Consider the following 26,240-nt stretch of genomic DNA (forward strand, 5'->3'; position numbering starts at 1 on the left):
AATTAATAACTAAACTTATTTTTTATCGTCTTTGTTATCGTCTTCGTTCACTTCTGTGAAATCAGCATCTTCAACATTGCTATCATCTGAACCATTTGCTTGTTCACCTTGTGCTTGTTGTTGTGCTTGAGCAGCTTGTTCGTAAACTTTAGCAGATAAGTCTTGAACTACTTTTTCTAATTCTTCTTTTTTAGCTTTAATATCATCAATATCTTCGCCTTCAAGCGCAGATTTTAAAGCTTCTTTTTTCTCTTCTGCATTATTTTTATCATCTTCACTGATGTTTTCACCTAAATCAGTAATTGTTTTTTCAACTTGGAATACTAAGCTATCTGCTTCGTTTCTTAAATCACTTTCTTCACGACGTTGTTTATCTGCTTCAGCATTTTCCTCAGCATCTTTAACCATACGATCGATTTCTTCGTCAGAAAGTGAAGAGCTTGATTGAATAGTGATATTTTGCTCTTTATTAGTACCTAAATCTTTTGCAGTAACATTAACGATACCATTTTTATCGATATCAAAAGTTACTTCGATTTGTGGTACGCCACGTGGAGCTGGTGGAATATCAGTCAATTGGAATCTGCCAAGTGTTTTGTTGTCAGAAGCCATTGGGCGTTCACCTTGTAATACGTGAATATCAACTGCTGGTTGATTATCTGCTGCTGTTGAATACACTTGTGATTTAGATGTCGGAATAGTAGTATTTCTTTCAATCAATGTATTCATACGTCCACCCATAATCTCAATACCTAATGATAGAGGTGTTACGTCTAATAATACTACATCCTTAACGTCACCAGTGATAACGCCACCTTGGATAGCAGCACCCATTGCTACTACTTCGTCTGGGTTAACACCTTTGTGAGGATCTTTACCCACTTCTTTTTTCACAGCTTCTTGAACAGCAGGGATTCTTGTTGAACCACCAACTAAAATAACTTCATCGATATCAGAACTACTAATACCAGCATCTTTCATAGCTTGACGCGTTGGTTCCATTGTTCTTCTGATTAATGAATCAGCTAATTCTTCAAATTTTGAACGTGTTAAACTTAATTCTAAGTGCAATGGACCATTTTCACCTGCAGAAATAAATGGTAATGAGATTTGTGTTTGAGAAACACCTGATAAATCTTTTTTAGCTTTTTCAGCTGCATCTTTTAGACGTTGTAATGCCATTTTGTCTTGTGATAAATCTACGCCATTTTCTTTTTTAAATTCTGCTACTAAATAATCGATAATAACTTGGTCAAAGTCATCTCCACCTAGTTTATTATCACCTGCAGTAGAAAGTACTTCAAATACACCGTCACCTAATTCAAGAATAGATACGTCGAATGTACCGCCACCTAAGTCAAATACTAGGACTTTTTGGTCTTGTTCAGTTTTATCTAAACCATAAGCTAATGCTGCTGCTGTTGGTTCGTTAATGATACGTTCAACTTCTAAGCCAGCTATTTTACCAGCATCTTTTGTAGCTTGACGTTCACTGTCATTAAAGTATGCAGGAACAGTGATAACTGCTTTTTCTACTTTTTCACCTAAATAATCTTCTGCTGTACTTTTAAGGTTTTGTAATACCATCGCAGATATTTCTTGTGGTGTATATGATTTACCTTCTACATCTACTTTATGTTCAGTACCCATATGACGTTTGATAGATTGAATCGTATTAGGGTTAGTAATTGCTTGACGCTTAGCAACTTCACCTACTTGAGTTTCACCATTTTTAAATGCAACAACAGATGGTGTTGTTCTAGCACCTTCTGGATTTTGAACAACTTTTGGTTCGTCACCTTCTAAAATTGCTACACATGAATTTGTTGTACCTAAGTCAATACCTATTACTTTACTCATAACTAAATTCCTCCTGTTTGTTTTGAAAATTTGGTATTTTCATCAATATAACTATTGATTTACTTTAACCATTGAAGGTCTTAAAACACGTTCCTTCAATTTATAACCAGTTTGTAGTTCTTGAGTGACCTGACCTGATTCATAATCAGGATTGTCGTCTTGTACTACAGCTTGATGTATATTTGGATCAAACTGTTGACCTTCAGCCTCAATTTTTTCTAAACCGTTATTTTTCAATGCGTTCAATAAGCTTTCATAAACCATTTCCACACCTTTTTGTAATGATTTAAATTGCTCATCTTCGCCTTCGATTTGTAAAGCTCGTTCTATATTGTCTATAGTCGGTAAAATGTCATTTAAAACATCCTGAGCTTTATATGCTTTCATCGTTTGATTTTCTTTTTGGATTCTACGCTTATAATTTTCAAATTCTGCGTATAATCTTAAATATTTTTCTTCTTCTTCTTGAACATTATTTTTTAATTGTTGAATTTCTTCATCTTTAGGATCGATATCTGCCTCAGTATCTTCAGAATTTTCTTCTTGCAGATTATCTTGTGATTCATTATTCATTTCATCAGCATCTTCAACTGAAGTAGTTTGGTCGTTCTGTGATTCTTGATTAATATCTTCAGTTTTTTCGTTTTCATCGAATACTGATTCATTTTTTTCTGTCATTTTCTGCCCTCCAATACAATTCTTAATTACCAAATCGTATTTAGTAATTGTATTACATTCTGATAGTTCATTGCCGTTGGTCCGATAACCGCAATTTGACCTTTAAGTCTATCATCAATATGATATTCTGTAGTGACGATAGAAATATCGCTCAAGCTTGATTCGATTTCCTGTCCAATCTTAACATTAATTGATGAATTTGACATTTCATCAAGTAGCTGAGTAATTTTGTTTGATTCAATATACTGCAAGATAGGTTGAATAGAAGAAACATTTGATTCATTAAGTGCATCAATTAGTTTAACCTTTCCACCCATGTAAATGCCATTACTTTGATTATCAAAATGAACATCTATCGTATCTAACATTTCTTTTATAAAGTCTTTTTCAAAATCCGACTTCGCAAAAGCATTAAGTTCATTTTCTAAGCGTTGTTGATTTAATGCATTGTATCTTGCAGTCACAAAGTTAGCTATTTTAGTCAATTCATCACTCGATAAACGTGCTTTGGATACTAAATGTAAATGCTCAACATGGCCAGAAGTAAAAACAACAACCATGATTACTAAATATGCATTCGCTCGAATCAAGTGAATGTTATTAATAATATCTTTTTTGTGATTTGGACGCATTACCAACGTTGTATACTGAGAAGCGATTGAAAGTTCATTTGCGAACTCACTCAAAGCTGAGGAGATATCATAATGATTTTCAACCAGTAAGTCTCTTAAACGTTGTATTTTTTTGTGTTGTTGATGAGATGTTTGTTGCAATAATTGATTCACATAATATCTGATGCCTGACTCTGACGGCGAACGTCCTGATGAAGTATGTGTCTTCTCTATTAACTGTAGTTCTTCTAGTTGTTTCATTTCATTTCTAATAGTAGCAGGACTAACATTTAAATTATGTCTTTCAATCAGTGTTTTGGAACCAATCGGTTGACCTAAATCAACATAATCTTCAACAATTGCATTTAAAATGCTCAATTGTCTATCACTAATCATGTTTTCACCTCATTAGCACTCTTTTGTTTCAAGTGCTAATTATAATTTATCAAATTGGTCAAAGTAAGTCAATGTTAAAGCCCTAGTTTTTGAAAAAAATTAAACATTTAGTAAAAACGACTCAAATACTAGATTTCCAATTACTTTACCTCTCTCTGTTAAAGAAATATATCCGCCAGTATCATTAATTAATTCTCGTTGCTTTAAATCTTTGATTGTGTCGTTATAAACATCATCAATTGTTTTATTAAATTTTTGTTCGAACCGTTTTCTACTAACGCCTTGATTCATTCTTAAACCTAGAAACATTTCCTCTTCCATTTGTTCACTTTCTGTTGGATAAACTGAGTCAAGAACGGGCCTTTCCTTATTTTGTATCTTATTTATATAATGATTCACAGGGTTTACATTATTATATCGCTCGCCATTTACATAACCACTTGCCCCTGCGCCAAATCCATAATAGCCTTCGTTTTTCCAATATACTTTATTATGCTCTGATTCATGTCCTTTTTTACCAAAATTTGAAATCTCATATTGGTGTAATTCAGTCTCGTGCATTCGCTTTAATAAATATTCGTACATTTCTTCACCAACATCTTCGTTTGGAATTTTCAATTGACCTTTACGGTACATATTATAGAATTGAGTTTTTGGCTCTAAAATCAATCCATAACTTGAAATATGATCAATATCCATCGCTAACGCTTTTTCTAAACTTTCTTGAAAATCTTCTAGGCTTTGCTGGGGTAGATGATACATTAAATCTAAACTTATAGAAGGTATACCAACTTTCCTTGCATTGTTCACTGCTCTATAAATGTCCTCTGTCTTATGAGAACGTCCTAATATCGCTAGTAATTCGGGTTTGAATGTTTGAACGCCCATCGATAATCTATTTACACCATAATCTTTTAAAAGTTGTACTTTGGCTAAAGTTAGTTCGTCCGGATTGGCTTCAAAACTAAATTCACCTTTAATTTCAAAAATATCTGTAATTGCAGTTAATAGTTTTTTCAGTTGCTCATATGATAAAGCGGTAGGTGTCCCACCACCCACAAAAACGGTTTCTAAAGATCTAACTTCGCTCTGTTTCATTTCGTTAATTAAGCAATCTAAATATTGATCCACTGGTTGATTTTGTATAAAGTATTTATTGAAATCGCAATAAGTACAAATTTTGACACAGAAAGGGATATGGATATAAGCACTTTTCACTTCCATTTTTGAAATGACCTTCTTTCGTTAAATAAAATAGATTCATATAACAAAAACTGGGCCATAAATCGAATGGATTTAAGGCCCCAATGTTTAAAAAATCATATTAATCTTCGTCCATCTTAAGCACTGCAAGGAAAGCATCTTGTGGTATTTCAACATTACCCACTGCTTTCATTTTTGCCTTACCAGCTTTTTGCTTTTCTAATAATTTTCTTTTACGACTAATATCGCCACCATAACACTTAGATAAAACGTTTTTACCCATTGATTTTATATTTGTACGAGCAACTATTTTTTGTCCAACTGCTGCTTGTACCGGTACTTCGAACTGTTGTCTAGGTATTAGCGTTTTAAGCTTTTCAACTAACGCTTTCCCTCTTTCATATGCGAAGTCTTTATGAACTATAAAGCTAAGTGCATCTACTTTCTCTCCATTTAGTAATATATCCATTTTAACTAAGTCGCTTTCTTTATTATCAATAAATTCATAGTCAAAAGAAGCATAACCTTTTGTATTTGATTTTAGCTGATCAAAGAAATCAAACACTACTTCAGATAAAGGCAGTTCATAGATAATATTGACGCGTATATCATCTAAATACTCCATATTAATAAATTGGCCACGCTTACGTTGACACAATTCCATAACTGCCCCCACATAATCGTTTGGTACCATCATTGTCGCTCTTACAAAAGGTTCATAAATCGTATCAATTTGATCTCTTTCAGGCATATGCGCTGGATTATCGACTGAGATTTCATCACCATTTTTAAGAATACATTCATAAATTACAGATGGGGCTGTAGCGATTAATTCTATTCCAAATTCACGTTCAATACGTTCTTGGATAATTTCCATGTGCAACATGCCTAAAAAACCTGTTCTGTATCCAAAACCTAATGCTTGAGAAGACTCAGGTTCAAATTCTAATGAAGCATCATTCAACTGTAACTTCTCTAATGCTTCACGTAAATCGTTATAGTCTTTATTGTCTATAGGGAATAAACCGCAGAAAACCATTGGGTTCATTTTCTTATATCCTTTTAACGGCTCAGCTGCTGGACGGTGTAGATGGGTAATTGTATCCCCGACACGTGAATCATCTACATTTTTGATACTAGCAATGACATAACCAACATCTCCAACAGTTAGCTCGCTAACTGGTAATTGTTTTGGTGTATTGATGCCTACTTCTGTAACTTCAAAAGATTTTCCTGTAGCCATCATTTTTATTTCATCACCCGTTTTCAAAGTACCTTCAACAATTCTAATTGATGAAATAACCCCTCTGTAGGGATCATATTCTGAATCGAAAATCAATGCTTTTAATGGTTCGTCTGGATCTCCTTGTGGTGGTGGCACGACTTCTACAATTTTTTCTAATATATCATCAATACCAATATTTGATTTTGCACTAGCTAATACAACATCATCTTTATCTAGTCCTATGACATCTTCTACTTCTTGCTTTACACGTTCAGGTTCCGCTGCTGGTAAATCTATTTTATTCACAACTGGTAATAACTCTAAATCGTTGTCTAATGCCAAATAAACATTGGCTAATGTTTGGGCCTCTATGCCTTGTGCAGCATCTACTACTAATATAGCGCCTTCACATGCAGCTAATGATCTTGAAACTTCATATGTAAAATCTACGTGTCCAGGTGTATCAATTAAATGAAACGTATAAGTCTCACCATCTTTTGCATCATATTTTAAACGTACCGCATTTAATTTTATTGTTATACCACGTTCTCTCTCTAAATCCATGGAATCCAATAACTGTGATTGCATTTCACGTGATTCAACAGATTTAGTATTTTCCAAAATTCTATCTGCTAATGTAGATTTTCCATGATCAATATGTGCAATAATAGAAAAGTTTCTTATATTTTCACGCTTGTTTAAACGATTTTCTTTATCCATGTATTATCAGTCTCACTTTCATAATTCTAGCCCGTAATATGTATGACATTCTTTGATATAATAACGTTTTTATCTACTAATTGCAAACTTGATAAAATTAATAGTAAAATTTGAATTTATGTTTATCTTTCGTCGCTTATGTTACTATTTTTACTAATATCTTTTCTTGTTATAATTATTATTGTATCATTTATCGCGAGTTTACGCGCCTTATTATAAATAAATGATTGCAGAAACTTGGTTGTTTTGATAAAATATTTCTTGTTGTAATCAAATTAATTTTTGATAGCGAAGATCACACTTTTAGGAGGTGACAGACATGCCAAACATTAAATCTGCAATTAAACGTGTTAATACTACTCGTGTAACTGAGGAACGTAATATTTCACAAAAAAATGCAATGCGTACAGCTGTGAAAAGAGCTCATACAGCAATTGACACTAACGCTGACAACAAAGCTGAATTAATTAGCTTTGCATTGAAAAAAGTAGATAAAGCTGCGCAACGCAACTTAATACATTCTAACAAAGCTGCTAGAATTAAATCTTCTTTAATGACAGCTGCTAAATAAACTAAAGTTCAAGCGTAGGCTTGAACTTTTTTTATTTCAATATTTCATGCGACCTGCTACATAAGATTAGCCCAGAAATGATTTATAATAAGAGAAATCATTTCTGGGCTTTTTTACAACTTTAATATTTATTAGTTTTAGCATCATAACTATCAACATGCTTTATAATTCATCTACAGAAATCTATCCAGTGAAATGACTAGACGAAAACAAAAAGCTTCACATTTATAAGGACAAAATAAACAATTCGAGGATAAGGTGTTTATCCATATAAGATGACTTTAATTTATAATCTGTTTCTGCGCAATTATCAATAATATTTAATAAACTTTCTAATTCATAATGCCTTGCTTGGTTTAAAGCTAACTTCACCCTATAGGGATGAACGTTGATTGTTTTAGCAATTTGTTGGCCACTATATCCTTTTTGTCCCAATATTTTACTTTGATAAAAAAGTCGATAATTACTTGTAATCAGTGCTAATAATTTTATAGGCTCCTCTTTCATTGCTATTAAGTCTTTAACTAGTTGAATGGCTTTTGATTTTTTATTTTTTTGTATATATTCAGTGAGCAAAAAAACATTTTGTTCTAGACTTCTATTTACAATTTGATGAACATCATCTTTATTAATAGTCGTTCTATCACCCAAAAATAAAATGAGTTTTTCTATCTCTTGCTTAACAACATTAAAATTAACTCCTGTTAATTCAATAACTAAATCAAGCGCATCTTGCTTAATATCTTTATAATTCTCATGCAGTTGACTTTTTATCCAATGTTTTATTTCTTCTTCTGACATTTGTTCTATCTTTTTAATTTGCGCATGTTTTTTCAATGATTTAACAACTTTTTTTCTCTCATCTAATTTAGAATGATTAACTTCAAACAATATTAAAGTGTCACCATCATATTTTTCTATAAATTCTATCAGTTGATCAATGTTATGATTTAATTCTTTAGGCGGTTTCTCACCAGTAAAAACATATGCATTTTGTACTAGAACAGCTTTTTTATTAGAGAAAAATGGCATGGTAAGCGTTTCTTCAATAATTGGAGCTAAATCATTTTCATATAAGTTATATTTAACGAAGTTGAATTCATCTTTTGGTGCATCTAAATATTGTTCAATAACTTCAGAAGCTTTTTTTTCAATTAATTCAGGTACTTCACCATATATCGTTATTATATTGCTACTCATTCTCGGCACCCTTTCAATTCTATTACACATTTTGTAATTATAACACGCCTAATAGTTTCTCACTAACTAAAAAATTTCAATGGTATTGAGATTTTATTTCTATTTGATCTTTAAATAAAATGTTCACTTCTCCATTTACATTTGTTTGAAAAACTTTAATATTATTATATCTTAATCTATCAATAATTTGACGATTAGGAAGACCATATTTATTTTTTTCTCCTACCGAAATTAGAGCTATTTTTGGTCTAATTGATTGCAATAAACTGTTACTTGTACTCGTACGACTACCATGATGACCAATTTTTAAAATATTAACATTGGATAAATGATATTTATGTATCAATTTCTCTTCGTTATGATTTGTAGCATCACCCATCAGTAATATTTTATAACTATTGTACTGTATCAATATTATAATTGATTGTTCATTTAAATTATTAGAGTTAGGAATAGTAGCATCTAACAGATTAAGTTTCGCTTTATTCATAAAAAATTGTGATTTATTTTTAAAATCTATTAACTTTATGCCTTTTTTTATACATTTCACTTTTAAAAGATTTAATTCTTTCATTTTAAAACTATTAGCATTGATAATGATACTTTTAATTTTGAGTTGTTTAATTAAATAACTTAGTTCACCCATATGATCTAGATGAGGATGAGTAATTATAACGTAATCAAGTTCTTTTACATTATGTCGTTTTAAAGTTGGTAAGATATGATATCTAGAAATATTATGATTCGCAACTTTTTGTTTCGAATTAAAGTTACCACCCGTGTCGATTAATAGTGATTCGTGGTATTGAGTTTCAAATAAAAGTGAGTCCCCTTGCCCTACATCCAACATAGTAAGTTGATATGCATGCACTTGAGGTAGCATTGTAGAGACAATATACAAAGTAATTAAAGTAATTGACATTAGTTTATAGCATTTATGAACGAATAGAACTAAGGTCAAAAATGCAACGATAGTTATTATAGCTATTTGAAGATTATTTAATGTAGGAATATACCATTTGAAAAAGTTGAGTTTATCAAAAAGTTCAACCATTTTATCATGAAAAATAATTAATAAGTTATATAAATTGGTTATAATAATAGGTTTGAATGGTAAATGTATTATAAAAATAAGAAAAATAACAAAAGGAAATAGTATGAAAGAATAAAATGGAACAAAAAAGATATTAGATATCAAGCCAATCCATTGAATTTGGTGAAAATGGATACAACTTAAAATAAATGAACTTAATTGTGCTATCCATGTGATAGCGCATAAAGATTTAAAGATACCTAAATTCTTTAGTAATGGGCTGGCAAAAAGGATTGAAAAAGTAATTAAAAACGAAAGTTGAAATCCGATATGATAAATTAACGAGGGGGTTAAAATTGTTAAGCAAATAAATAAAAAAGCTAAAACGTTCATTGAATGCTTTATAATGTATTTTGGAAAAATGATTATTATCAAACTCATTAATATTGCTCTGACGGCACTTGCCGACATGTTTGTATACATGCAATAGATAGGTAATAATATGATTAATATTATTTTAATTAAAAACAATGGGCATTTTAATCTGTTAAGTATATAGCATATAATTGTAATAATAATAGCAATATGTGTCCCGCTAATAGCCAGAAGATGCGCTATGCCAATTTCTTTTATTCTATCTAATTCATCTTTATTCATAAGTGATGTATCACCTGTTATAAATGCGATCGTTTTTTCAGGTGAAATTATTTTCCATTGTTGCATTCTTTCGTAAATCAATGCTTTATGTTTATTTAAAATATCAGTAAAGTTATTATTGTTAGTTTTACAACTTGAAAGATGAATATTTTGAATCATAAAAATAAGATTGGAATTTGGTTCGTTTTTTATAGTATTAAATTTCCCATTGACTTTACAGGTTTTTTGTAATAAAAAAGCAGAAACTTTTTTTAAATCTATATTTTTTGATGTTTGTAAATTATAAACGTAAGTATAATGTTTTTTATTTATTTCAATCTTACCTTTAAGTTTATGATGCTCCAAAATTGGTTTTGTAATTAACTTTGCTTCTCCTTGAAATGCTTTGTTCAAAAGTAAAGCATGGTTATTTTTTTCTAATTTTAAATCATTTTGAAACATCATATAACTACTTAAAGATATGATGGCAACCATTATAAAATGAATTACATTAAATCTTTTTCTTTTCATTATAATAAATAGGCCCAATATTAAAATAAGAGATAAAACTTTATTAAAAAGTAATAAGTTACCAGCTAAATAAGCTAAAGCATAATAAATCAATTTTATTTATTTATTAAATATTGTGCTACATGTTCTTGATTAAATGGAATTTTTTTATACACAATACCTGATTGTTTTAACAATTCTAAAGCATAATGATGATTATGGTAATCTTCAGCATAATAAATTGTTTTAATACCTGCTTGAATAATAGACTTGGTGCAATTTAAACAAGGGAAATGAGTAACATAAATCGTTGCGTCCTCTGTTGACACCCCTTGTTTTGCGCATTGTAATAAAGCATTCATTTCTGCGTGAATCGTACGAATACAATGACCATCTTCTAATAGACATCCTTCATCAATACAATGTACTTCGCCAGACACAGAACCATTATACCCTCCTGCTATAATTCTATTATCCTTTACAATCGTTGCCCCTACAGATAGTCTTTGACATGTAGAACGCAATGCTAATAAGTGACTTTGCGCCATAAAGTATTCTTCCCATTTAATACGATCCATGATACTTAGCCTCCAATTTATGTATTCTTTAATATGTTTATTATAGATTATATCGCTTTTAGAAAAATACAACAAAATTTTACATTGTTAAATGTGAACTTAATTTTTCTATCGTTTTAGCACCGAAACCATTAATTTCTTTTAACTCATCAATAGATTTAAAATTTCCATTCTGCTCACGATACTCAATGATAGATTTGGCTTTAACCTTTCCTATCCCTGGTATCGTTGTGAGTTCGCTTTCTGTTGCAGTATTTATATTTACTTTTGCTACATCAGCATCCTTATTTTCTGATAAATTTGTAACAGTTTTATTTTTATTCAATGGATTATTAGTTTGTTCCCCTTTTTCTGGAACATATATCATTTTTTGATCGATTAATCGTTCGGATAAGTTAATGTTCGTTAAATCAGCACGTTCTGTAGCAATAGCTTTGTCCAACAACTGTTTAATTCTATCATTACTGCTCATTTTATAAACATTAGGATGTTTTACTGCACCTTTAATATCAACATAAACAAATGAATCTTTACTATCATTATTGCTTTTTGCAGTAGTTTTTTTAGATGACCGTTCACTTTTCACATGTGGTAATGATTGATTATGGTCAGATGTTTCAATTAGTGCAGATTCATCATTTTGCTTGATTTGATCAACACCACGATTCATCAAAAATGATAGTGTTAGCACTGCAATCAATATTATAATTAGCATAACACAGGCCTTTATTTTTAAATTACATCGACTGAATCTTTCTTTGAATAATTCCCATAATGGTAACAAAAAATCACTCCTTTATACTTTACACGCATAAAGGAGTGATTTTACTTTTTATTTTTTTACAACGAAGAACAAGCGCTCTCCTTTTTGATTATGGTTATTGATTTCAAAATCAACGAATGTTGTTATATTTTTAAAGCCACATGATTCTAACATTTTAGTGTAAACATCTTTTGAATAAGTCTTTTGATAATGTGACTCATCAAATCTCTTATAATGCTTATCATCTTGTTTTATAAAAAACGTCATATCATGCCATACACTTAATGGTTCTTCCCCGCGAACAGCTTCCCAAGCTAAAAATACATTTTCAGTTTCATCAATATAACTTTGATTATTGAATAAAGTATTCATTTTATGTTCTGTATGCACATCAAACATAAATATACCTTCATTCGGCTCTAAATGATGATATACTTGCTGAAAAGTGGACAACACATCTTCATATTCTGTTAAATAATTTAAAGAATCACAAAAAATAGTTATTACATCAAATTGTTGGTTTAGGTCGAAATCAGTCATATCGCCTTCAATCCAATTTACTTCACTAGATTTTTGCATCGCTATCGAAAGCATATCAACACTTAAATCCATACCAGTTATACAATCAAAATCATTTAATTTCGAGGTGAAACTCCCTGTTCCACAACCTATATCCAAGATGGTTGATTTATTTTTAGCATAAAATTCTACAATATCAAGCCATGATTCGTAAGGCTGATCTAAAGTTAATTGATCATAGTAATAGCTCATTTCTTCATATTGAACCATTATTAATAAACTGCCTGTCCATAAGATTCTAAAGGTGCATCACGATATAATTTCTCCAAGTTATAATAATCACGTTCATCTTTATGGAATACGTGTACGACTACATTGGCCAAGTCAATTAAAATCCATCTTGCTTCATTAAAACCTTCCATTCGTTTCACTTCAATTTCCGCTTCGTTAGCAGCATCTTTTACTGCGCGTGCGATGGATTGTACTTGTCTTTCATTATTGCCGTGGCATACGATAAAATAATCGGTCATATAGCTAATACCTTGCATATTTAAAGAAATTATATCTTCTGCTTTTTTATTCTCAGTTGCATTGACAGCTAAATTTAATAATTGATCTGATTTCATTTAATCATCCTTTACTCTTTCGTTACTATAATTGTAATAATTCAAGCAGGCAATCGTGGCATCATAAACGGTAATATCTTGCGTGATTAAATATAAAACAGTTCGCTTAGATATTTCATAAATGGTTTTATCTAAGCTACCTTGATTGTATGCTAAATCTCGAATTTCTTCAACGCCTGGGGTTTGACGACCAGGTTCAATATAATCTGCAATAAAAACTAATTTTTCTGTTTTAGTCATTTGAGCACGACCAGTAGTATGATTTTTAATGGCAAGCAAAACTTCTTCGTCATTCACAGCGAATTTTTGTTCCATTATAACTGCACAGACTGGGCCGTGTAAGATTTCTGATCCATAGCTCAACAAGTTACTATCTAAATCATTTTGTCTAACAATCTGATACATAGATCCTAAATCATCATATTTACTATAGTCATGTAAGATACCTGCAAGTTCCGCTTTATCTTTATCCCCATCATATAATTCAGCTAATTTAACAGCCGTTTCTGCTACTCTTAGTGAATGATTAAATCTTTTCTCCGGTAATTTATCTTTTACTAACGAGACTGCTTCATCAAATTTCATATAATCCTTCCTCTCTGATATATTTTTCTACACTTTGAGGAACAAGCGTATGGATATTTCCCTGTTGTTTCACTCTATCCCTAATCAGCGTTGAACTTATATCTATGCGTGGAATATTAATTGCAATCATATTATTTGAAACTTCTTGTTTTGCTTTTCCACGATTCACAATTACAAAGGTTACCATCGATTTCAATTTATCAATCTCATACCATTTTTCCAATTGTATATATTGGTCGGTCCCTATAACAAAATATAGTTGTGCATTAGGATGCTTTTCTAAAATGTGTTTAATTGTGAGATATGTGTAACTTTGTCCCTTGCGTTCTACTTCATCTAAATAAACAAAGCCAAACCCTAGTTCGTTAATTGCACACCGGATCATATCGATTCTATATGCTGCATCTAAGTAATCATCATGCGCTTTGAGCGGCGACATATAACTTGGAATAAAATAAAACAAATCTGGTTTAATAACATGATTCACTTCACTAGCAACAACCATGTGAGCCGTATGAATCGGGTTAAACTGCCCACCATATAAGACTATCGTTTTAGACATTATGGTAATTGAATTTGTTTATTATCATGTGATTCTTTATACAAGACAATCATAGACCCGATTACTTGAACAATTTCACTATGAGTTGCATCGCTTAAAGTTTGTGCTAAGTCATTTTTATCTTCAAAGTTGTTTTGTAATACATGTATTTTAATTAATTCTCTATTTTCTAAAATATCTTTTAATTGTTCTATCATATTTTCACCAACACCTGCTTTTCCGATTTGGAAAGTTGGATCAATATTATGTGCTTTACTTCTCAAAAATCTTTTCTGTTTACCTGTTAACATAAAATGCTCCTTTTATAAATAATCTAATACTGTGCGTTTCATAACTTCTACCTCTGGTTCTGTACCTGTCCAAATCTTAAAACTTTCTGCACCTTGATAAACAAACATATCCAAACCATTATAAATTGGGTTACCTTGGGCTTCAGCTTGTTCTAAGATGGGTGTTTTAAAGGGTACATACACAATATCACTTACTAAAGTTTCCGGATCCAAATTTTTCAAACTAATTGGTATTTCTTGATTTGTATTCATCCCTGCTGGTGTCGTATTTATAATAATGTCGAATTCAGATAAAGCTAATTCAGCATCTGATAAGCGGATTTTATTTACATTCAAACGCCATTGATCAAACCTGTCTAAAGATCTGTTGGCTATAGTAAGTTTCGGTTGTACATATTTGGTTAATTCATTCGCAATACCTTTACTAGCACCGCCTGCACCTAATATTAAAATATAAGCCTGTTTTAAATCTGGGTACACGCGTTGTAATCCTTTAACGTAGCCGATGCCGTCTGTATTATAACCAGTCCATTTGCCGTCTTCTATTTTAACTGTATTCACAGCACCTACAGTTTCAGATTGTTCGTCAATTTCATCTAAAAAAGGTATAATGCGTTCCTTATGAGGAATTGTTACATTGAAACCTGAGAGTGCTTTATCTGAAATAATTTCTCTTATTTGGTTGAATTTATCTTCAGGAATATTAATCGCTTCATATGTTGCATTGCAATTTAAAGTTTCAAAATTGGCATTATGCATCACTGGAGATAAAGAATGATCGATAGGGTGGCCTATTACTGCATATTTCATACTCTTCACACCTTACATAATTGAATTTCTTAAAATAACATCAACATTTTTTGGCACGCGTACAATTACTTTTGCACCTACATCAATTGTGATAAAACCTAATCCCGAAATCATCACGTCACGTTTTTCTTTACCTGTTTCTAATCTTACGGCTTTAACATTACTCAAATCAAAATTTTCAGGGTTATGCGGTGGTGCTAATACAGATCCTAATTGATTTCGCCATAATTCATTAGCCTTTTCTGTTTTTGTTCGATGAATATTTAAATCATTAGAAAAGTAACAGACTAACGGTCTTTTACCACCACTTATATAGTCTATACGTGCGAGTCCACCGAAAAATAATGTTTGTCCTTCGTTAAGTTGGTACACACGTTGTTTAATTTCTTTTTTTGGCATAATTGTTTTAAGTTCATGTTCAGATACTAAATGTGTCATTTGGTGCGCTTGAATAATTCCTGGTGTATCATACATAAATGTTGTTTCATCAAGTGGAATATCAATCATGTCCAATGTTGTGCCAGGAAATCTTGAAGTAGTAACAACATCTTTTTCTCCTACACTGCGTTCTATTAATTTGTTAATTAGAGTTGATTTACCTACATTTGTAGTTCCTACTATATATACATCCTCATCATTTCTAATATTGTTAATAGAAGTTAATAGATTTTCAATACCTTCATTTTTGTCAGCAGAAATAAGTACTACGTCTTCGGCATCAAGTCCATATTTTTTGGCTGATTTCTTCAACCACTCTTTTACACGACGTTTATTTATTTGTTTTGGCAGTAGATCTATTTTATTAGCTACGAGAATAATTTTTTTGTTGCCAACAATACGTTTGATTGCATTAATAAATGATCCTTCAAAATCAAAAACATCTACAACATTTACTATTATTCCTTTTTTATCTGCTAGACCGTTAAGTAAATTTAAAAAGTCATCACTATCTAAACCTACATCTTGTACCTCGTTGTAATTCTTTAATCTAAAACATCTTTTACATACAACATCTTCACGAAATAAATTATGTTCCGGAACATAACCTGGTGCATCAGAATCTTCAGATTGTAATGGTGCACCACACCCTATACATTTCAATACATCCACTTCACTCAATCAATTTTCCTCCCATTTTATATATCCTTTTTTTCTAAAATGTTGTAATAATCTGCGTTCAATAAGGCGATTAAATTTAGTAATAAAACCATCCGTTTGTTTAACAGGTACTACCATAATAGTAAATAAACCGCGTCTATTCCCACCAAATACATCCGTTAACATTTGATCACCAATCACTACAATCTCTGATGGATTTAAATTCATAGAATGCATTGCACGATCAAACGCACGTCCTCTAGGTTTTTTAGCTTTAAAAATATAATCTACTTTTAATGATTTTGAAAAACTACCGACTCTTTTTTCATTATTGTTAGACACAATTGTAATTGTAATCCCTTTTTGTCTTGCTTCTTCAAACCATGTTTTAACCGCTTCAGTAGGATCGGCTACATCCCATCCTACTAGTGTATTGTCTAAATCAGTAACGATACCTTTTACGCCAGATTCTGCAAGCTTATCTATATCAATTTGAAAAATTGACTGTACATATTCATTTGGCATAAAGTATTTCTTTATTATACCCATTATTTCTATTCACCTTTTTTATATTTTTTTTATTAAATTTTCTACCATTGTACTAGAAGACTTTGCTGCTTTTGTTAAAAATTCATCAAATGTGATACCTGCGTCGCCATCAGCTAAATCTGAAATTGCGCGCGTGATAATAAATGGTAAATTAAATTGATAGCAAGTCTGAGCAATTGCAGTTGCTTCCATTTCTGCAGCCATCGCTTGAGGGAAATTTGTTTTAATTTTCATTCGTTGGTCTTTTGTTCCAATAAAACTATCGCCGCTTACAATCAAGCCTGTCTTTGCAGTTAACTGTTGATTAGTAATTACTTGTGTCGCTTTATCAATCAATGATTTATCTGCTACGAATTGCGCTGGCATTTGTGGAATTTGTCCTAATTGATAACCAAATGCTCTAGCATCAGCATCATGATAAGCAACCATATCACTTATCACGATATCTCCTACGTTTAATGATTTATCCAATGCTCCTGCAGAACCAGTATTTATAATTAAATCAGGTTTGAACTTTTCAATTAATAATGCTGTTGAAATTGCAACATTCACTTTACCAATACCACTTTGAGTTAATACGATTGCTTTATCATTTATATACCCTTTATAAAAATATACATGTGCAATATTAATCTCTTCAAAGTCAACAAGTTTATCTTTTAAGATTGCTACTTCTTCTTCCATAGCTCCTATAATACCGATCATCGTTTTTCACCTCAATTTAAAATCCTAACCTTAGTTATTCTACCACATTTAAACCAATAGCTCGACGATTGAACGATATTTATATCAATTTATTATTTCATTCTTTTCCATAAGAAACATAAGAATAATTTCTCTGCTTTCAATTGAATTAATCTGTAAATTTGTTGTTTAATATTTCAAACTATTCGAGGCTATTTATAGAAAAAATCATCATAAAAAATACCATTCCCTAAGTCCTTGTTTTGCATTAAGAACTAGAGAATGGTTTATTTGTCACTATAATTGTTTTGTTAACTACCCATTAATTCTGTCAATCCTTGTAGTGAATAAACACCTGTAACAACTGTAACGATCACAGCAATTGCTCCAAAGACTAACATCCATGTTGGATGATGATAATCTCCGACGATTGATTTTCGTTTACTAGCAATTAGTATTGTCGTTAATATAATTGGTAAGATAAGTCCATTTAAAGCACCTGCAACGATTAATAATGTAACTGGTTTTCCTAAAAATAGAAAAACAAAAGTTGAAATGACTATAAATGAAATTACAATAATGTTTGTTTTATTATAGATAGATTTATGCAATGTTTTTAAGAAAGTTGCACTTGTGTATGCTGAACCAATAACTGAAGACATTGCTGCAGCAAATAAAACGACACCAAAAATATTTCGACCGACTGGTCCTAATACATGTTCAAATACAGAAGCTGGTGGGTTAGTATCATTTAAAGTTACACCTGTAACGACCACACCGAGTACCGCTAAGAATAATAAGGTTCTAAGTACACCCGTTGTTAATATTCCTGAAATTGCCGCCTTATTGACAAATGGCAAATAGTGTTTACCTTTGATACCTGAATCTAATATTCTATGTGCACCAGCAAAAGTGATATAACCACCAACTGTTCCTCCTACTAATGTGATAATCGGTAAGACAAGCGCTAATGGTTGCTCTGGCATCACGAGATGTTTAGCTGCGTCTGCATATGGTGGGTTTGCCTTAAACATTACAAATGCAACAACTACAATCATTAAAACGCCTAAAAACATCGTGACAACATCCATAATTTTTTGACCACTTTTACTTACAAAAATAAGTATTGATAATACAGCTGTAATAGCTGCACCAATCTTTACATCTAAGCCAAAAATTGCATTTAATCCTAATCCAGCACCAGCAATATTACCGATATTAAATGCAAGTCCTCCTATTGCAATTAATATCGATATAAAAGTACCCAATCCTTTAAAGATTTCATTAGCTACTTCTTGTCCACGTTTACCTGTAACTACCAACACTCTCCAAATATTAATTTGCGCCCCTATATCAATCAATATTGATAATAAAATTGCAAAAGCAAAACTTGAAGTAAACTGAGCAGTAAATACTGCTGTCTGAGTTAGAAACGCGGGTCCAATTGCAGATGTAGCCATTAAGAATACAGAACCTAATAATAATCTTTTATGATTTTTTGTAAATTCAAAATCCTTTGATTCTGTTTTTAATTTTTCTCCCATGTGTTAGCCTCCCAGCTTAGATATAGAAACGCCTTCTTTCGATAATCTGTCTCTTATTTTTGTAACAAATTCTAGTGCGTGTTCACCATCTCCATGAACACAAATTGTATCTGCTTGAATATCAATTTCCTTGTTATTTTTCGTAACGACTTTTTGTGACTTAACCATTTTGACAACTTGTTCAATAGCTTCTTCAGTGTCAGTGATCAATGCATCACTTTCTTTACGACTAACTAATTGACCATCATCTTCATAGCGTCTATCTGCAAACACTTCGGCAGCAGTAGTTAAACCAACAGCTTGCGCCTCTGTAACAAGTAGTGTATTTGATAATCCAACATAAATTAATGATTTATCAAAATCATATACAGCTTGTGCAATCGCATGAGCAATTGCTTTATCACGCGCCCCCATTTGATAAAGTGCTCCATGTGGTTTCACGTGATTTATTTTAACTTGGTGAACATTACAGAATCCGCTTAATGCACCGAGCTGGTAAATGACGATATCATAAATTTCTTTGGGTGACAAGTCCATATTTCTACGTCCAAATCCTTGTAAATCTGGGAGGCCAGGATGAGCACCTATACCAACACCATTTGCTTTAGCTAATTCCACCGTTTGATTCATGACATGTTGGTCACCAGCATGAAAACCACATGCAATATTAGCTGAAGTAATTAGCGGAATAATTTGATTGTCTCCACCGAATGAATAATTTCCAAAAGCTTCGCCTAAATCACAGTTTAAATCAACTTTCATCATGATTCCTCCTTAATTATTTGATGTCTATCTAAGAATTTAATATCTACATCTTTTGCATCACCATTAGCATATTGCGGATACGATAAAACAGCATATAAGAAATCAGCTGTCGTAGTAAAGCCATCGATTACCATTTCATCCAATGTTACTTTTAATTTTTTTATTGCTGAATCTCTATTTGGTGCTTTTACAATCACTTTAGCTACAAGTGAATCGTAATTTGGCGATACCGTATAGCCATGATAAAGTAAACTGTCGATACGGACGTTAAAGCCTTGAGGCAAATGTAATGCTTTTACTTTACCTGGTGAAGGCTGAAATCCTTTCTGAGGATTTTCTGCGTTGATTCTTGCTTCAATGACATGACCATCAAATATCACTTCGTCTTGATTGAACGGTAATGTACCGTGTTTCATTAAATAGAGCTGTGCGTGTAGTAAATCACGATTTGATCTCATTTCAGTTACTGTATGTTCTACTTGGATACGCGCATTCATCTCTATGAAGTAATAAGCATCTTCTGTCACTAAATATTCGATAGTACCTGCACTTCTATAACCAGATGCTCTTGCTACTTTCACAGCATCATTACACATAGATGTTCTCATATGTTCAGATAATGCAGCACAAGGCGATTCTTCAATTAATTTTTGATTTTTTCTCTGAACTGAGCAATCACGTTCACCTAAGTGTATGTAATTTTCTTTACCGTCTCCTAACACCTGAACTTCTACATGTTTAGCTACTGGGATAAACGCTTCCACATATACGCGATCATCATTAAAATATTTTTGCCCCTCACTTTTGGCTTCTTTAAATGACTTTTCTAAAGATTCTTCTTTTTTGACAATCCTTATCCCTTTGCCGCCACCACCACTGGCAGCTTTTAATACAAGTGGATAACCAATATCTTGCGCAATTTCCTTAACTTCTTCGATTGACTCTACAGCAGAAGTAGAACCTGGTATGATAGGCACATTAGCTTGGTCTACAGTTTGTCGTGCTGTTATTTTATCACCCATCATCTCCATAGTTTGATCAGTTGGCCCTATAAAATAAATACCGTTTTCTTCAACATTTTTAGCGAATGAAGTACTTTCTGATAAAAAACCATATCCTGGGTGAATTGCATTTGCACCACTAATTTTTGCTGCACTAATAATTCTATCTTGGTTTAAATAGCTATCTAATGCATTGGCTTCACCAATACATATCGCTTGATCAGCTAAGCTGACATGTAGGCTAGACTCATCCCCTAAAGCATAGATAGCTACAGTTTCAATATCCATTTCTCTACAAGCGCGGATGATTCTTACAGCAATTTCTCCTCTATTTGCAATTAAACAACGATACAACTCAAATACCCCCTTTATACTTATTTCACAGTTATAATCGTTTGATCATACTCAACATTTGCGCCGTGATTGACATGTATTGTGTCGACTACTCCACTCACATCACTTTTTACTTCATTCATGACTTTCATCGCTTCTATATAACCAATGGTATCTCCTTTTTTAATTTCATCACCTTCATGAATAAGAGGATTTGTTAATTCCTTCTCGTCTTGTAAATAAAATGTTCCAACCATTGGTGATTTGACAACTTGATCGGATTGTTCTTCATTTGATGCACTTTGTTCATTTAAACTTGATTCATTATTTGAAACTAATTGTTGTTGCGCAGTTGATGCAGATGTATTATCGGTAAAATCTATAGTGATTTCATTTTCATAATCTTTATAATTAAATTTTTTAACCCCGTTATCTTTTACCATCTTTATTAATTGTTCTACTTTTTCAAAATTCATTATAATTCCCCTTTCAATAAATGATTAATACGAGTAGATGTATTTCTCAATTGTGAAATATCAAAAATTGGTTGCTCTTTAATATTATTGATTGTATTTTTAAACGCTTCTTCTTGTTGCTCTAATTTTTTAACTGCTTCTTCGATTGTCGTCCATTCAAAACGAATCGTATCATTAGGTTGCATTTGAGCTAATTTATGTAAATCAGATGCGCAAACAGTTGCTATTTTTGTATAACCGCCTACTGTTTGTTTATCATTTAATAAAATGATAGGATTGCCATCATTTGGCACTTGTATACTGCCTAAGGCAACAGGCTCTGATATTATGTCAGCCGATGTGTTTGGTGAAATCGCTTCACCTTGTAACCGATATCCCATACGGTCTGACTTTTCTGATATTTTAAATTCATTAGCTACTAGTTTTTGTTGTGCCTCTTCGCTAAAGCTATCAAATTGAGGCCCTTTGATGATTTGAATAGGTTTTTCTTCAACTTCACCAACATCTTTTGGTACACTCAATCCAAGATTTTGTGCATATGGATAATCGTTTTCGCACTCAATTACATCACCAGATTTTAATGCGCGCCCTTTAAAACCACCAATTTGACTTCGTGTGTGTGTAGAATAACTATTTGCTACTTTATGAATTGTCAAAGGTTTACCAAATAATAAGTACCCTCTAGCCCCTTTAGTGACCTGTCCAACTTTCAAAACGTCACCTTTTTTTACTGCTATTACAGTAGATTCATCAATAATTGCTTCGTTAACAGTTGCTTTGAACTCAGCACCTATTAATACAAAAGCATTGTCTTCTAAGAATTCAATTGTTGGGCCAATTATTGTACATTCAATTGCTGGCCCTTCATTGCCAATGAGTGCTTGTCCAGTTCGATAAGCGTACCGATCTAAAACACCTGCAGTAGAAAATCCTTGGTCTTGATAGCCGATTCTTCCTAAATCTTGAATCGTACTAAATAACCCTGGATTAATAATTTTAATACTCATATTGAATTTTCACCCATTTCTTAATATCAAATTCACTTTGCTGTTCTTCTATAATCTGTTCGAACGTTGATTCATCGATAGGATAGAATTTTATATAGTCACCAGATTCATATAAACACATAGGTGTTTTTGAAATATCAAATACAGTAATTGGTGTACGTCCGATGATTTGCCAACCACCTGGAGATTGTTTTGGATATAAACCTGTTTGATTATTCGCAATACCTACAGAACCCGCTGGAATGCTCGTTCTTGGTTCTTCTCTTCTAGGTGTAGCCAGCTCTGGATTTAAACCACCTAAAAACGGAAAGCCTGGCATAAATCCAAGCATATAAATTAAATATCGATTTTCTGTATGTAAATTAATGACGTCCTCTATTGATAATTGATGATGTGTAGCTACTTCTTGAATATCTGGACCATAATCACCACCATAAAGAACTGGTAAACTAATTATTTTTACTTCATTATTATTTTCATCAAAATCCAGTTGATTTAATTGTTCTAGATTCAGCGCTTTAACTACTTCCGCTAAACTTTGTTTTGTAATATCTATATGTAGCATAATTGCCCGATAAGAAGGTATCACTTCAATAATTGCTTTATGTTGTTGATCTTTAATATAATTTTCAACTTTTTGAACTTCCTTAAATGTCGAAGGATTGATTTGTTGTTCAAAGTAAATCATAATTGTCTCTTCATTGATCAATTTATATTCCAACACATTTCCCCCTTTGTATTTTATACATTAAACTATGATTCAAACATTAATATGTGTACAACATTATAATTGTATCATTAACTGTCAGACTATGTTTAATTAAAAATAGTTATAATTGTCGATAATAAACTACTATTGTTAAATACAAATTAATCCAAAATTATCTCAATATTTCAATTATTGTATCAATGATATAAATTTATCAAATAGTTGAAGATAAGTATATGTTTTTATTTATAAAGTGTAAAATCCCCCTAACAATAAGTGTTAAGGGGATTTTGATATTATTTGATATTTACAATTTTGACATTAATTTCTGCACCATTTGGTAGTGGAACACGAACTTCTTCGTTTAATTTTTTACCGATTAAACTTTTTGCCATTGGTGATTCATTTGAAATTTTACCATTAAATGCATCAGATTCAGCTGATCCAACAATTTGGTATTCCTCTTCGTCTTCACCAGGTAATTCTACAAAAGTTACAGTTTTACCAATTTGTACTTGGTTGTTATCACCAGTATCTTCGATTATTAGGGCATTACGTAGCATATGCTCAATTCTTTGTATATCTTGTTCGATAAATCCTTGTTCATCTTTCGCAGCATCATACTCAGAGTTCTCAGATAAGTCTCCGAATGAACGTGCTACTTTTATTTTTTCTACGACTTCTGGTCTCTTAACCGTTTTTAACTCTTCAAGTTCATTTTCTAGTTTTTCGAAACCTTCTTGCGTCATAGGATATTGTTTTTGGTTTTCCATATTGTCATCTTCCTTTACTATAATACTATTGTTTACTTACTAAAGTCTGAATTTTCGTCGTCATTATATCGATCGCAACTTTATTACTTCCACCTTCTGGAATGATAATATCTGCATATCTTTTTGTGGGTTCTATAAATTGATTATGCATTGGTCGAACTACATTTAGATATTGACTTATTACAGAATCCATTGTTCGTCCTCTTTCTTCTGTATCACGAAGTAAGCGACGTAAAATTCGTAAATCTGCATCTGTATCAACATAAATCTTGACATCCATTAAATCTCTTAACGTTTTATTTTCAAGCGCAAATATGCCTTCTACGATAATAACATCTTTTGGTTTAAATGCAATCGTTTCTTCACTTCTAGTGTGATTTGTATAATCATATGTTGGTACTTCGATTTGTTTGCCATTTCTCAAATCGTTTAAATTTTCTATTAATAAGTCATTATCAAAAGCAAAAGGATGATCATAATTGGTCTCTAAACGTTCTTCGAAACTTAAATGCGATTGGTCCTTATAATAATAGTCTTGTGCCAATAATGCAACACTATGGCCTTCTAAATTTTTCATTATTTCATTTGTCACTGAGGTTTTACCCGAACCCGAACCACCAGCGATTCCAATAATAGTCGTACGTTTCATTATCCAATTTCCTTTCTCATCATGTTGTTGGTATAAATTGGATGATCAACTTTAATTTGCACGATTTGCAATGGATGTCGTGCAGCATCAAGTTGGTTACCTTCTTCATCATAGATAGTGTCAACAACTTGTCTAAATGTATCGATTTCAGGACCAAAAAACTCTATTTCGTCCCCAGGTTCAAATTTGTTCCGCTGTTGAATCGTAGCAAGCTTAGTTGTTTCATCATAAGCCAGAACCAATCCACAAAAATCATAAGCTGAGTTCTTTTTATTTTGTTGCCCAAACATTTGTTCCTCATATCCAGGTGTGCCTTCAATAAATGCAGAAGCAGTATCTCTATTAGCACATTTTTCCAGCTCAGTTAACCATTCTGGCTTAATTTTAAAGTTATCAGGATCTTCTGCATAAGCATCGATGACTTTGCGATATACAGACACTACAGTTGCAATATAGTGTATTGATTTCATGCGTCCTTCAACTTTAAGTGAATCCACACCAATATCCATCATTTTAGGGATTGATTCAATAAGTTTCAAATCTTTTGGACTCATTGCAAATGGAGTCACTGCATTTTCGTCATAATATAAATCTAATTCACCATCTTCATCAACTTCCAACAGATCATAATCCCATCTACAACTTTGACAACAACCGCCTCTGTTAGAGTCTCGAGCAGTCATGTGATTACTTAATGTACATCTACCAGAATACGCAATACACATCGCACCATGTATAAATGATTCAATTTCAATATCTACTTTGTCTTTCATTTCCTTCATTTCCATAGCACCAGTTTCACGTGCTAATACTACACGATCTAGACCTTCATTTTTCCAAAATTCTACAGCTTTATAATTCGAAAGAGATTGTTGTGTTGATAAATGAATTTCTAAGTTCGGCGCTACACGCTTGCAGGTTTCAATAATAAGTGGATCTGCAACAATAATTCCAGTGGCGCCTGCTGACTCAATATTTTTTAAATACTCGTCCAATCCTTCAATATTTTCATCATGAGCAATAATATTAGTCGTAACGTAAATTTTCGCCCCATATTGCTGAGCGAATGTCACACCTTCGTTTATTTCTTCCATCGTAAAATTATCTGCATTTGATCTTAAACCATATGCTTGTCCACCTAAAAATACAGCATCAGCACCATAATGTACTGCTATTTTGAGTTTTTCTAAATTACCTGCTGGTGCAAGTAGTTCAGGTTTTTTAATCTTATTATTAGTATGATTTTCAACTTTTTCTAATAATTCCATTACTTAAA

At 32.0% G+C, this 26,240-nt stretch carries 28 protein-coding genes; 1 reads left to right on the forward strand and 27 read right to left on the reverse strand.

Annotated features, from left to right (window positions below; translation table 11 throughout):
- Positions 1-15: 15 nt before the first annotated feature.
- The 5 genes from dnaK to lepA form a co-directional block, all read right to left on the reverse strand.
- Entirely contained in the window at positions 16-1,860 is a 1,845-nt protein-coding gene (dnaK, locus tag KA883_RS01640) for a molecular chaperone DnaK (RefSeq protein WP_046208137.1), read from the reverse strand.
- Between the two features lie 51 nt (positions 1,861-1,911).
- Positions 1,912-2,538, reverse strand: a complete 627-nt coding sequence (gene grpE / locus KA883_RS01645; RefSeq protein WP_064208889.1) for a nucleotide exchange factor GrpE — start codon at positions 2,536-2,538, stop codon at positions 1,912-1,914.
- Between the two features lie 26 nt (positions 2,539-2,564).
- Complete coding sequence (gene hrcA / locus KA883_RS01650) at positions 2,565-3,545, reverse strand: heat-inducible transcriptional repressor HrcA (RefSeq protein ID WP_046208135.1); 981 nt, start codon at positions 3,543-3,545, stop codon at positions 2,565-2,567.
- Between the two features lie 99 nt (positions 3,546-3,644).
- The gene (hemW, locus tag KA883_RS01655) at positions 3,645-4,769 is read right to left on the reverse strand and encodes a radical SAM family heme chaperone HemW (RefSeq protein WP_064208888.1); all 1,125 of its coding nucleotides are present in this window, start codon (positions 4,767-4,769) and stop codon (positions 3,645-3,647) included.
- A gap of 100 nt (positions 4,770-4,869) precedes the next feature.
- Complete coding sequence (gene lepA / locus KA883_RS01660) at positions 4,870-6,693, reverse strand: translation elongation factor 4 (protein ID WP_046208133.1); 1,824 nt, start codon at positions 6,691-6,693, stop codon at positions 4,870-4,872.
- 319 nt (positions 6,694-7,012) lie between these two features.
- Here lepA and rpsT point away from each other — a divergent pair, with 319 nt between their 5' ends.
- On the forward strand, positions 7,013-7,264 hold the full coding sequence (rpsT, locus tag KA883_RS01665; RefSeq protein WP_046208132.1) for a 30S ribosomal protein S20: 252 nt from the start codon (positions 7,013-7,015) through the stop codon (positions 7,262-7,264).
- 225 nt (positions 7,265-7,489) lie between these two features.
- On the opposite strand, the gene holA is transcribed toward rpsT, so the two are convergent.
- The 22 genes from holA to KA883_RS01775 all read right to left on the reverse strand — a co-directional run bounded on the left by holA (position 7,490) and on the right by KA883_RS01775 (position 26,232).
- A complete protein-coding gene (holA, locus tag KA883_RS01670) occupies positions 7,490-8,464 on the reverse strand; it encodes a DNA polymerase III subunit delta (protein ID WP_046208131.1) in 975 nt (324 codons plus the stop codon).
- A gap of 76 nt (positions 8,465-8,540) precedes the next feature.
- Complete coding sequence (locus KA883_RS01675) at positions 8,541-10,595, reverse strand: DNA internalization-related competence protein ComEC/Rec2 (protein WP_245337583.1); 2,055 nt, start codon at positions 10,593-10,595, stop codon at positions 8,541-8,543.
- Positions 10,596-10,759: 164 nt separating this feature from the next.
- Complete coding sequence (locus KA883_RS01680; RefSeq protein WP_046208130.1) at positions 10,760-11,221, reverse strand: ComE operon protein 2; 462 nt, start codon at positions 11,219-11,221, stop codon at positions 10,760-10,762.
- Between the two features lie 79 nt (positions 11,222-11,300).
- Positions 11,301-12,005, reverse strand: a complete 705-nt coding sequence (locus KA883_RS01685; protein ID WP_245337584.1) for a helix-hairpin-helix domain-containing protein — start codon at positions 12,003-12,005, stop codon at positions 11,301-11,303.
- A gap of 48 nt (positions 12,006-12,053) precedes the next feature.
- A complete protein-coding gene (locus KA883_RS01690) occupies positions 12,054-12,773 on the reverse strand; it encodes a class I SAM-dependent DNA methyltransferase (protein WP_046208129.1) in 720 nt (239 codons plus the stop codon).
- A 2-nt stretch (positions 12,774-12,775) separates the two neighbouring features.
- On the reverse strand, positions 12,776-13,129 hold the full coding sequence (rsfS, locus tag KA883_RS01695) for a ribosome silencing factor (RefSeq protein ID WP_210139830.1): 354 nt from the start codon (positions 13,127-13,129) through the stop codon (positions 12,776-12,778).
- Positions 13,130-13,714 carry a bis(5'-nucleosyl)-tetraphosphatase (symmetrical) YqeK gene (yqeK, locus tag KA883_RS01700; protein WP_046208127.1) on the reverse strand — a complete coding sequence of 195 codons (585 nt, stop codon included), beginning with the start codon at positions 13,712-13,714 and terminating at the stop codon, positions 13,130-13,132.
- Positions 13,704-14,276, reverse strand: coding sequence for a nicotinate (nicotinamide) nucleotide adenylyltransferase (gene nadD / locus KA883_RS01705; RefSeq protein ID WP_046208126.1), 573 nt, complete (start codon positions 14,274-14,276; stop codon positions 13,704-13,706). The genes yqeK and nadD overlap by 11 nt, the downstream gene beginning before the upstream one ends.
- Positions 14,276-14,566 (reverse strand): ribosome assembly RNA-binding protein YhbY, encoded by a 291-nt coding sequence (gene yhbY / locus KA883_RS01710; RefSeq protein ID WP_046208125.1) that lies wholly within the window; start codon positions 14,564-14,566, stop codon positions 14,276-14,278. The genes nadD and yhbY overlap by 1 nt, the downstream gene beginning before the upstream one ends.
- A gap of 12 nt (positions 14,567-14,578) precedes the next feature.
- Complete coding sequence (gene aroE, locus KA883_RS01715; RefSeq protein ID WP_046208124.1) at positions 14,579-15,376, reverse strand: shikimate dehydrogenase; 798 nt, start codon at positions 15,374-15,376, stop codon at positions 14,579-14,581.
- A 12-nt stretch (positions 15,377-15,388) separates the two neighbouring features.
- A complete protein-coding gene (gene yqeH, locus KA883_RS01720) occupies positions 15,389-16,486 on the reverse strand; it encodes a ribosome biogenesis GTPase YqeH (protein ID WP_406992545.1) in 1,098 nt (365 codons plus the stop codon).
- A 9-nt stretch (positions 16,487-16,495) separates the two neighbouring features.
- Positions 16,496-17,023 (reverse strand): YqeG family HAD IIIA-type phosphatase, encoded by a 528-nt coding sequence (locus KA883_RS01725; RefSeq protein WP_046208122.1) that lies wholly within the window; start codon positions 17,021-17,023, stop codon positions 16,496-16,498.
- 18 nt (positions 17,024-17,041) lie between these two features.
- Positions 17,042-17,728 carry a 5'-methylthioadenosine/adenosylhomocysteine nucleosidase gene (locus KA883_RS01730; protein WP_046208121.1) on the reverse strand — a complete coding sequence of 229 codons (687 nt, stop codon included), beginning with the start codon at positions 17,726-17,728 and terminating at the stop codon, positions 17,042-17,044.
- 290 nt (positions 17,729-18,018) lie between these two features.
- A complete protein-coding gene (locus KA883_RS01735; RefSeq protein ID WP_046208120.1) occupies positions 18,019-19,251 on the reverse strand; it encodes an NRAMP family divalent metal transporter in 1,233 nt (410 codons plus the stop codon).
- Positions 19,252-19,254: 3 nt separating this feature from the next.
- Positions 19,255-20,013 carry a 5-oxoprolinase subunit PxpA gene (pxpA, locus tag KA883_RS01740; protein WP_046208119.1) on the reverse strand — a complete coding sequence of 253 codons (759 nt, stop codon included), beginning with the start codon at positions 20,011-20,013 and terminating at the stop codon, positions 19,255-19,257.
- The gene (locus tag KA883_RS01745; protein ID WP_046208118.1) at positions 20,013-21,371 is read right to left on the reverse strand and encodes an acetyl-CoA carboxylase biotin carboxylase subunit; all 1,359 of its coding nucleotides are present in this window, start codon (positions 21,369-21,371) and stop codon (positions 20,013-20,015) included. Before KA883_RS01745 ends, pxpA begins: the two co-directional genes overlap by 1 nt.
- Before the next feature lie 20 nt (positions 21,372-21,391).
- Positions 21,392-21,826 (reverse strand): acetyl-CoA carboxylase biotin carboxyl carrier protein, encoded by a 435-nt coding sequence (locus KA883_RS01750; protein WP_046208117.1) that lies wholly within the window; start codon positions 21,824-21,826, stop codon positions 21,392-21,394.
- Positions 21,826-22,833 (reverse strand): 5-oxoprolinase subunit C family protein, encoded by a 1,008-nt coding sequence (locus KA883_RS01755; RefSeq protein ID WP_046208116.1) that lies wholly within the window; start codon positions 22,831-22,833, stop codon positions 21,826-21,828. Before KA883_RS01755 ends, KA883_RS01750 begins: the two co-directional genes overlap by 1 nt.
- A complete protein-coding gene (gene pxpB, locus KA883_RS01760; protein WP_046208115.1) occupies positions 22,823-23,554 on the reverse strand; it encodes a 5-oxoprolinase subunit PxpB in 732 nt (243 codons plus the stop codon). The genes KA883_RS01755 and pxpB overlap by 11 nt, the downstream gene beginning before the upstream one ends.
- Positions 23,555-23,838: 284 nt before the next feature.
- Positions 23,839-24,315: a transcription elongation factor GreA gene (greA, locus tag KA883_RS01765; protein ID WP_019469406.1), complete on the reverse strand. Its 477-nt coding sequence runs from the start codon at positions 24,313-24,315 to the stop codon at positions 23,839-23,841.
- A gap of 25 nt (positions 24,316-24,340) precedes the next feature.
- Positions 24,341-24,964: a uridine kinase gene (gene udk / locus KA883_RS01770; RefSeq protein WP_046208114.1), complete on the reverse strand. Its 624-nt coding sequence runs from the start codon at positions 24,962-24,964 to the stop codon at positions 24,341-24,343.
- Complete coding sequence (locus KA883_RS01775; protein WP_046208113.1) at positions 24,964-26,232, reverse strand: peptidase U32 family protein; 1,269 nt, start codon at positions 26,230-26,232, stop codon at positions 24,964-24,966. Before KA883_RS01775 ends, udk begins: the two co-directional genes overlap by 1 nt.
- Positions 26,233-26,240 lie beyond the last annotated feature (8 nt).

Origin of the sequence: Staphylococcus sp. GDY8P54P (assembly GCF_017892645.1) — a bacterium.
GTDB classification, from domain to species: domain Bacteria; phylum Bacillota; class Bacilli; order Staphylococcales; family Staphylococcaceae; genus Staphylococcus; species Staphylococcus ureilyticus.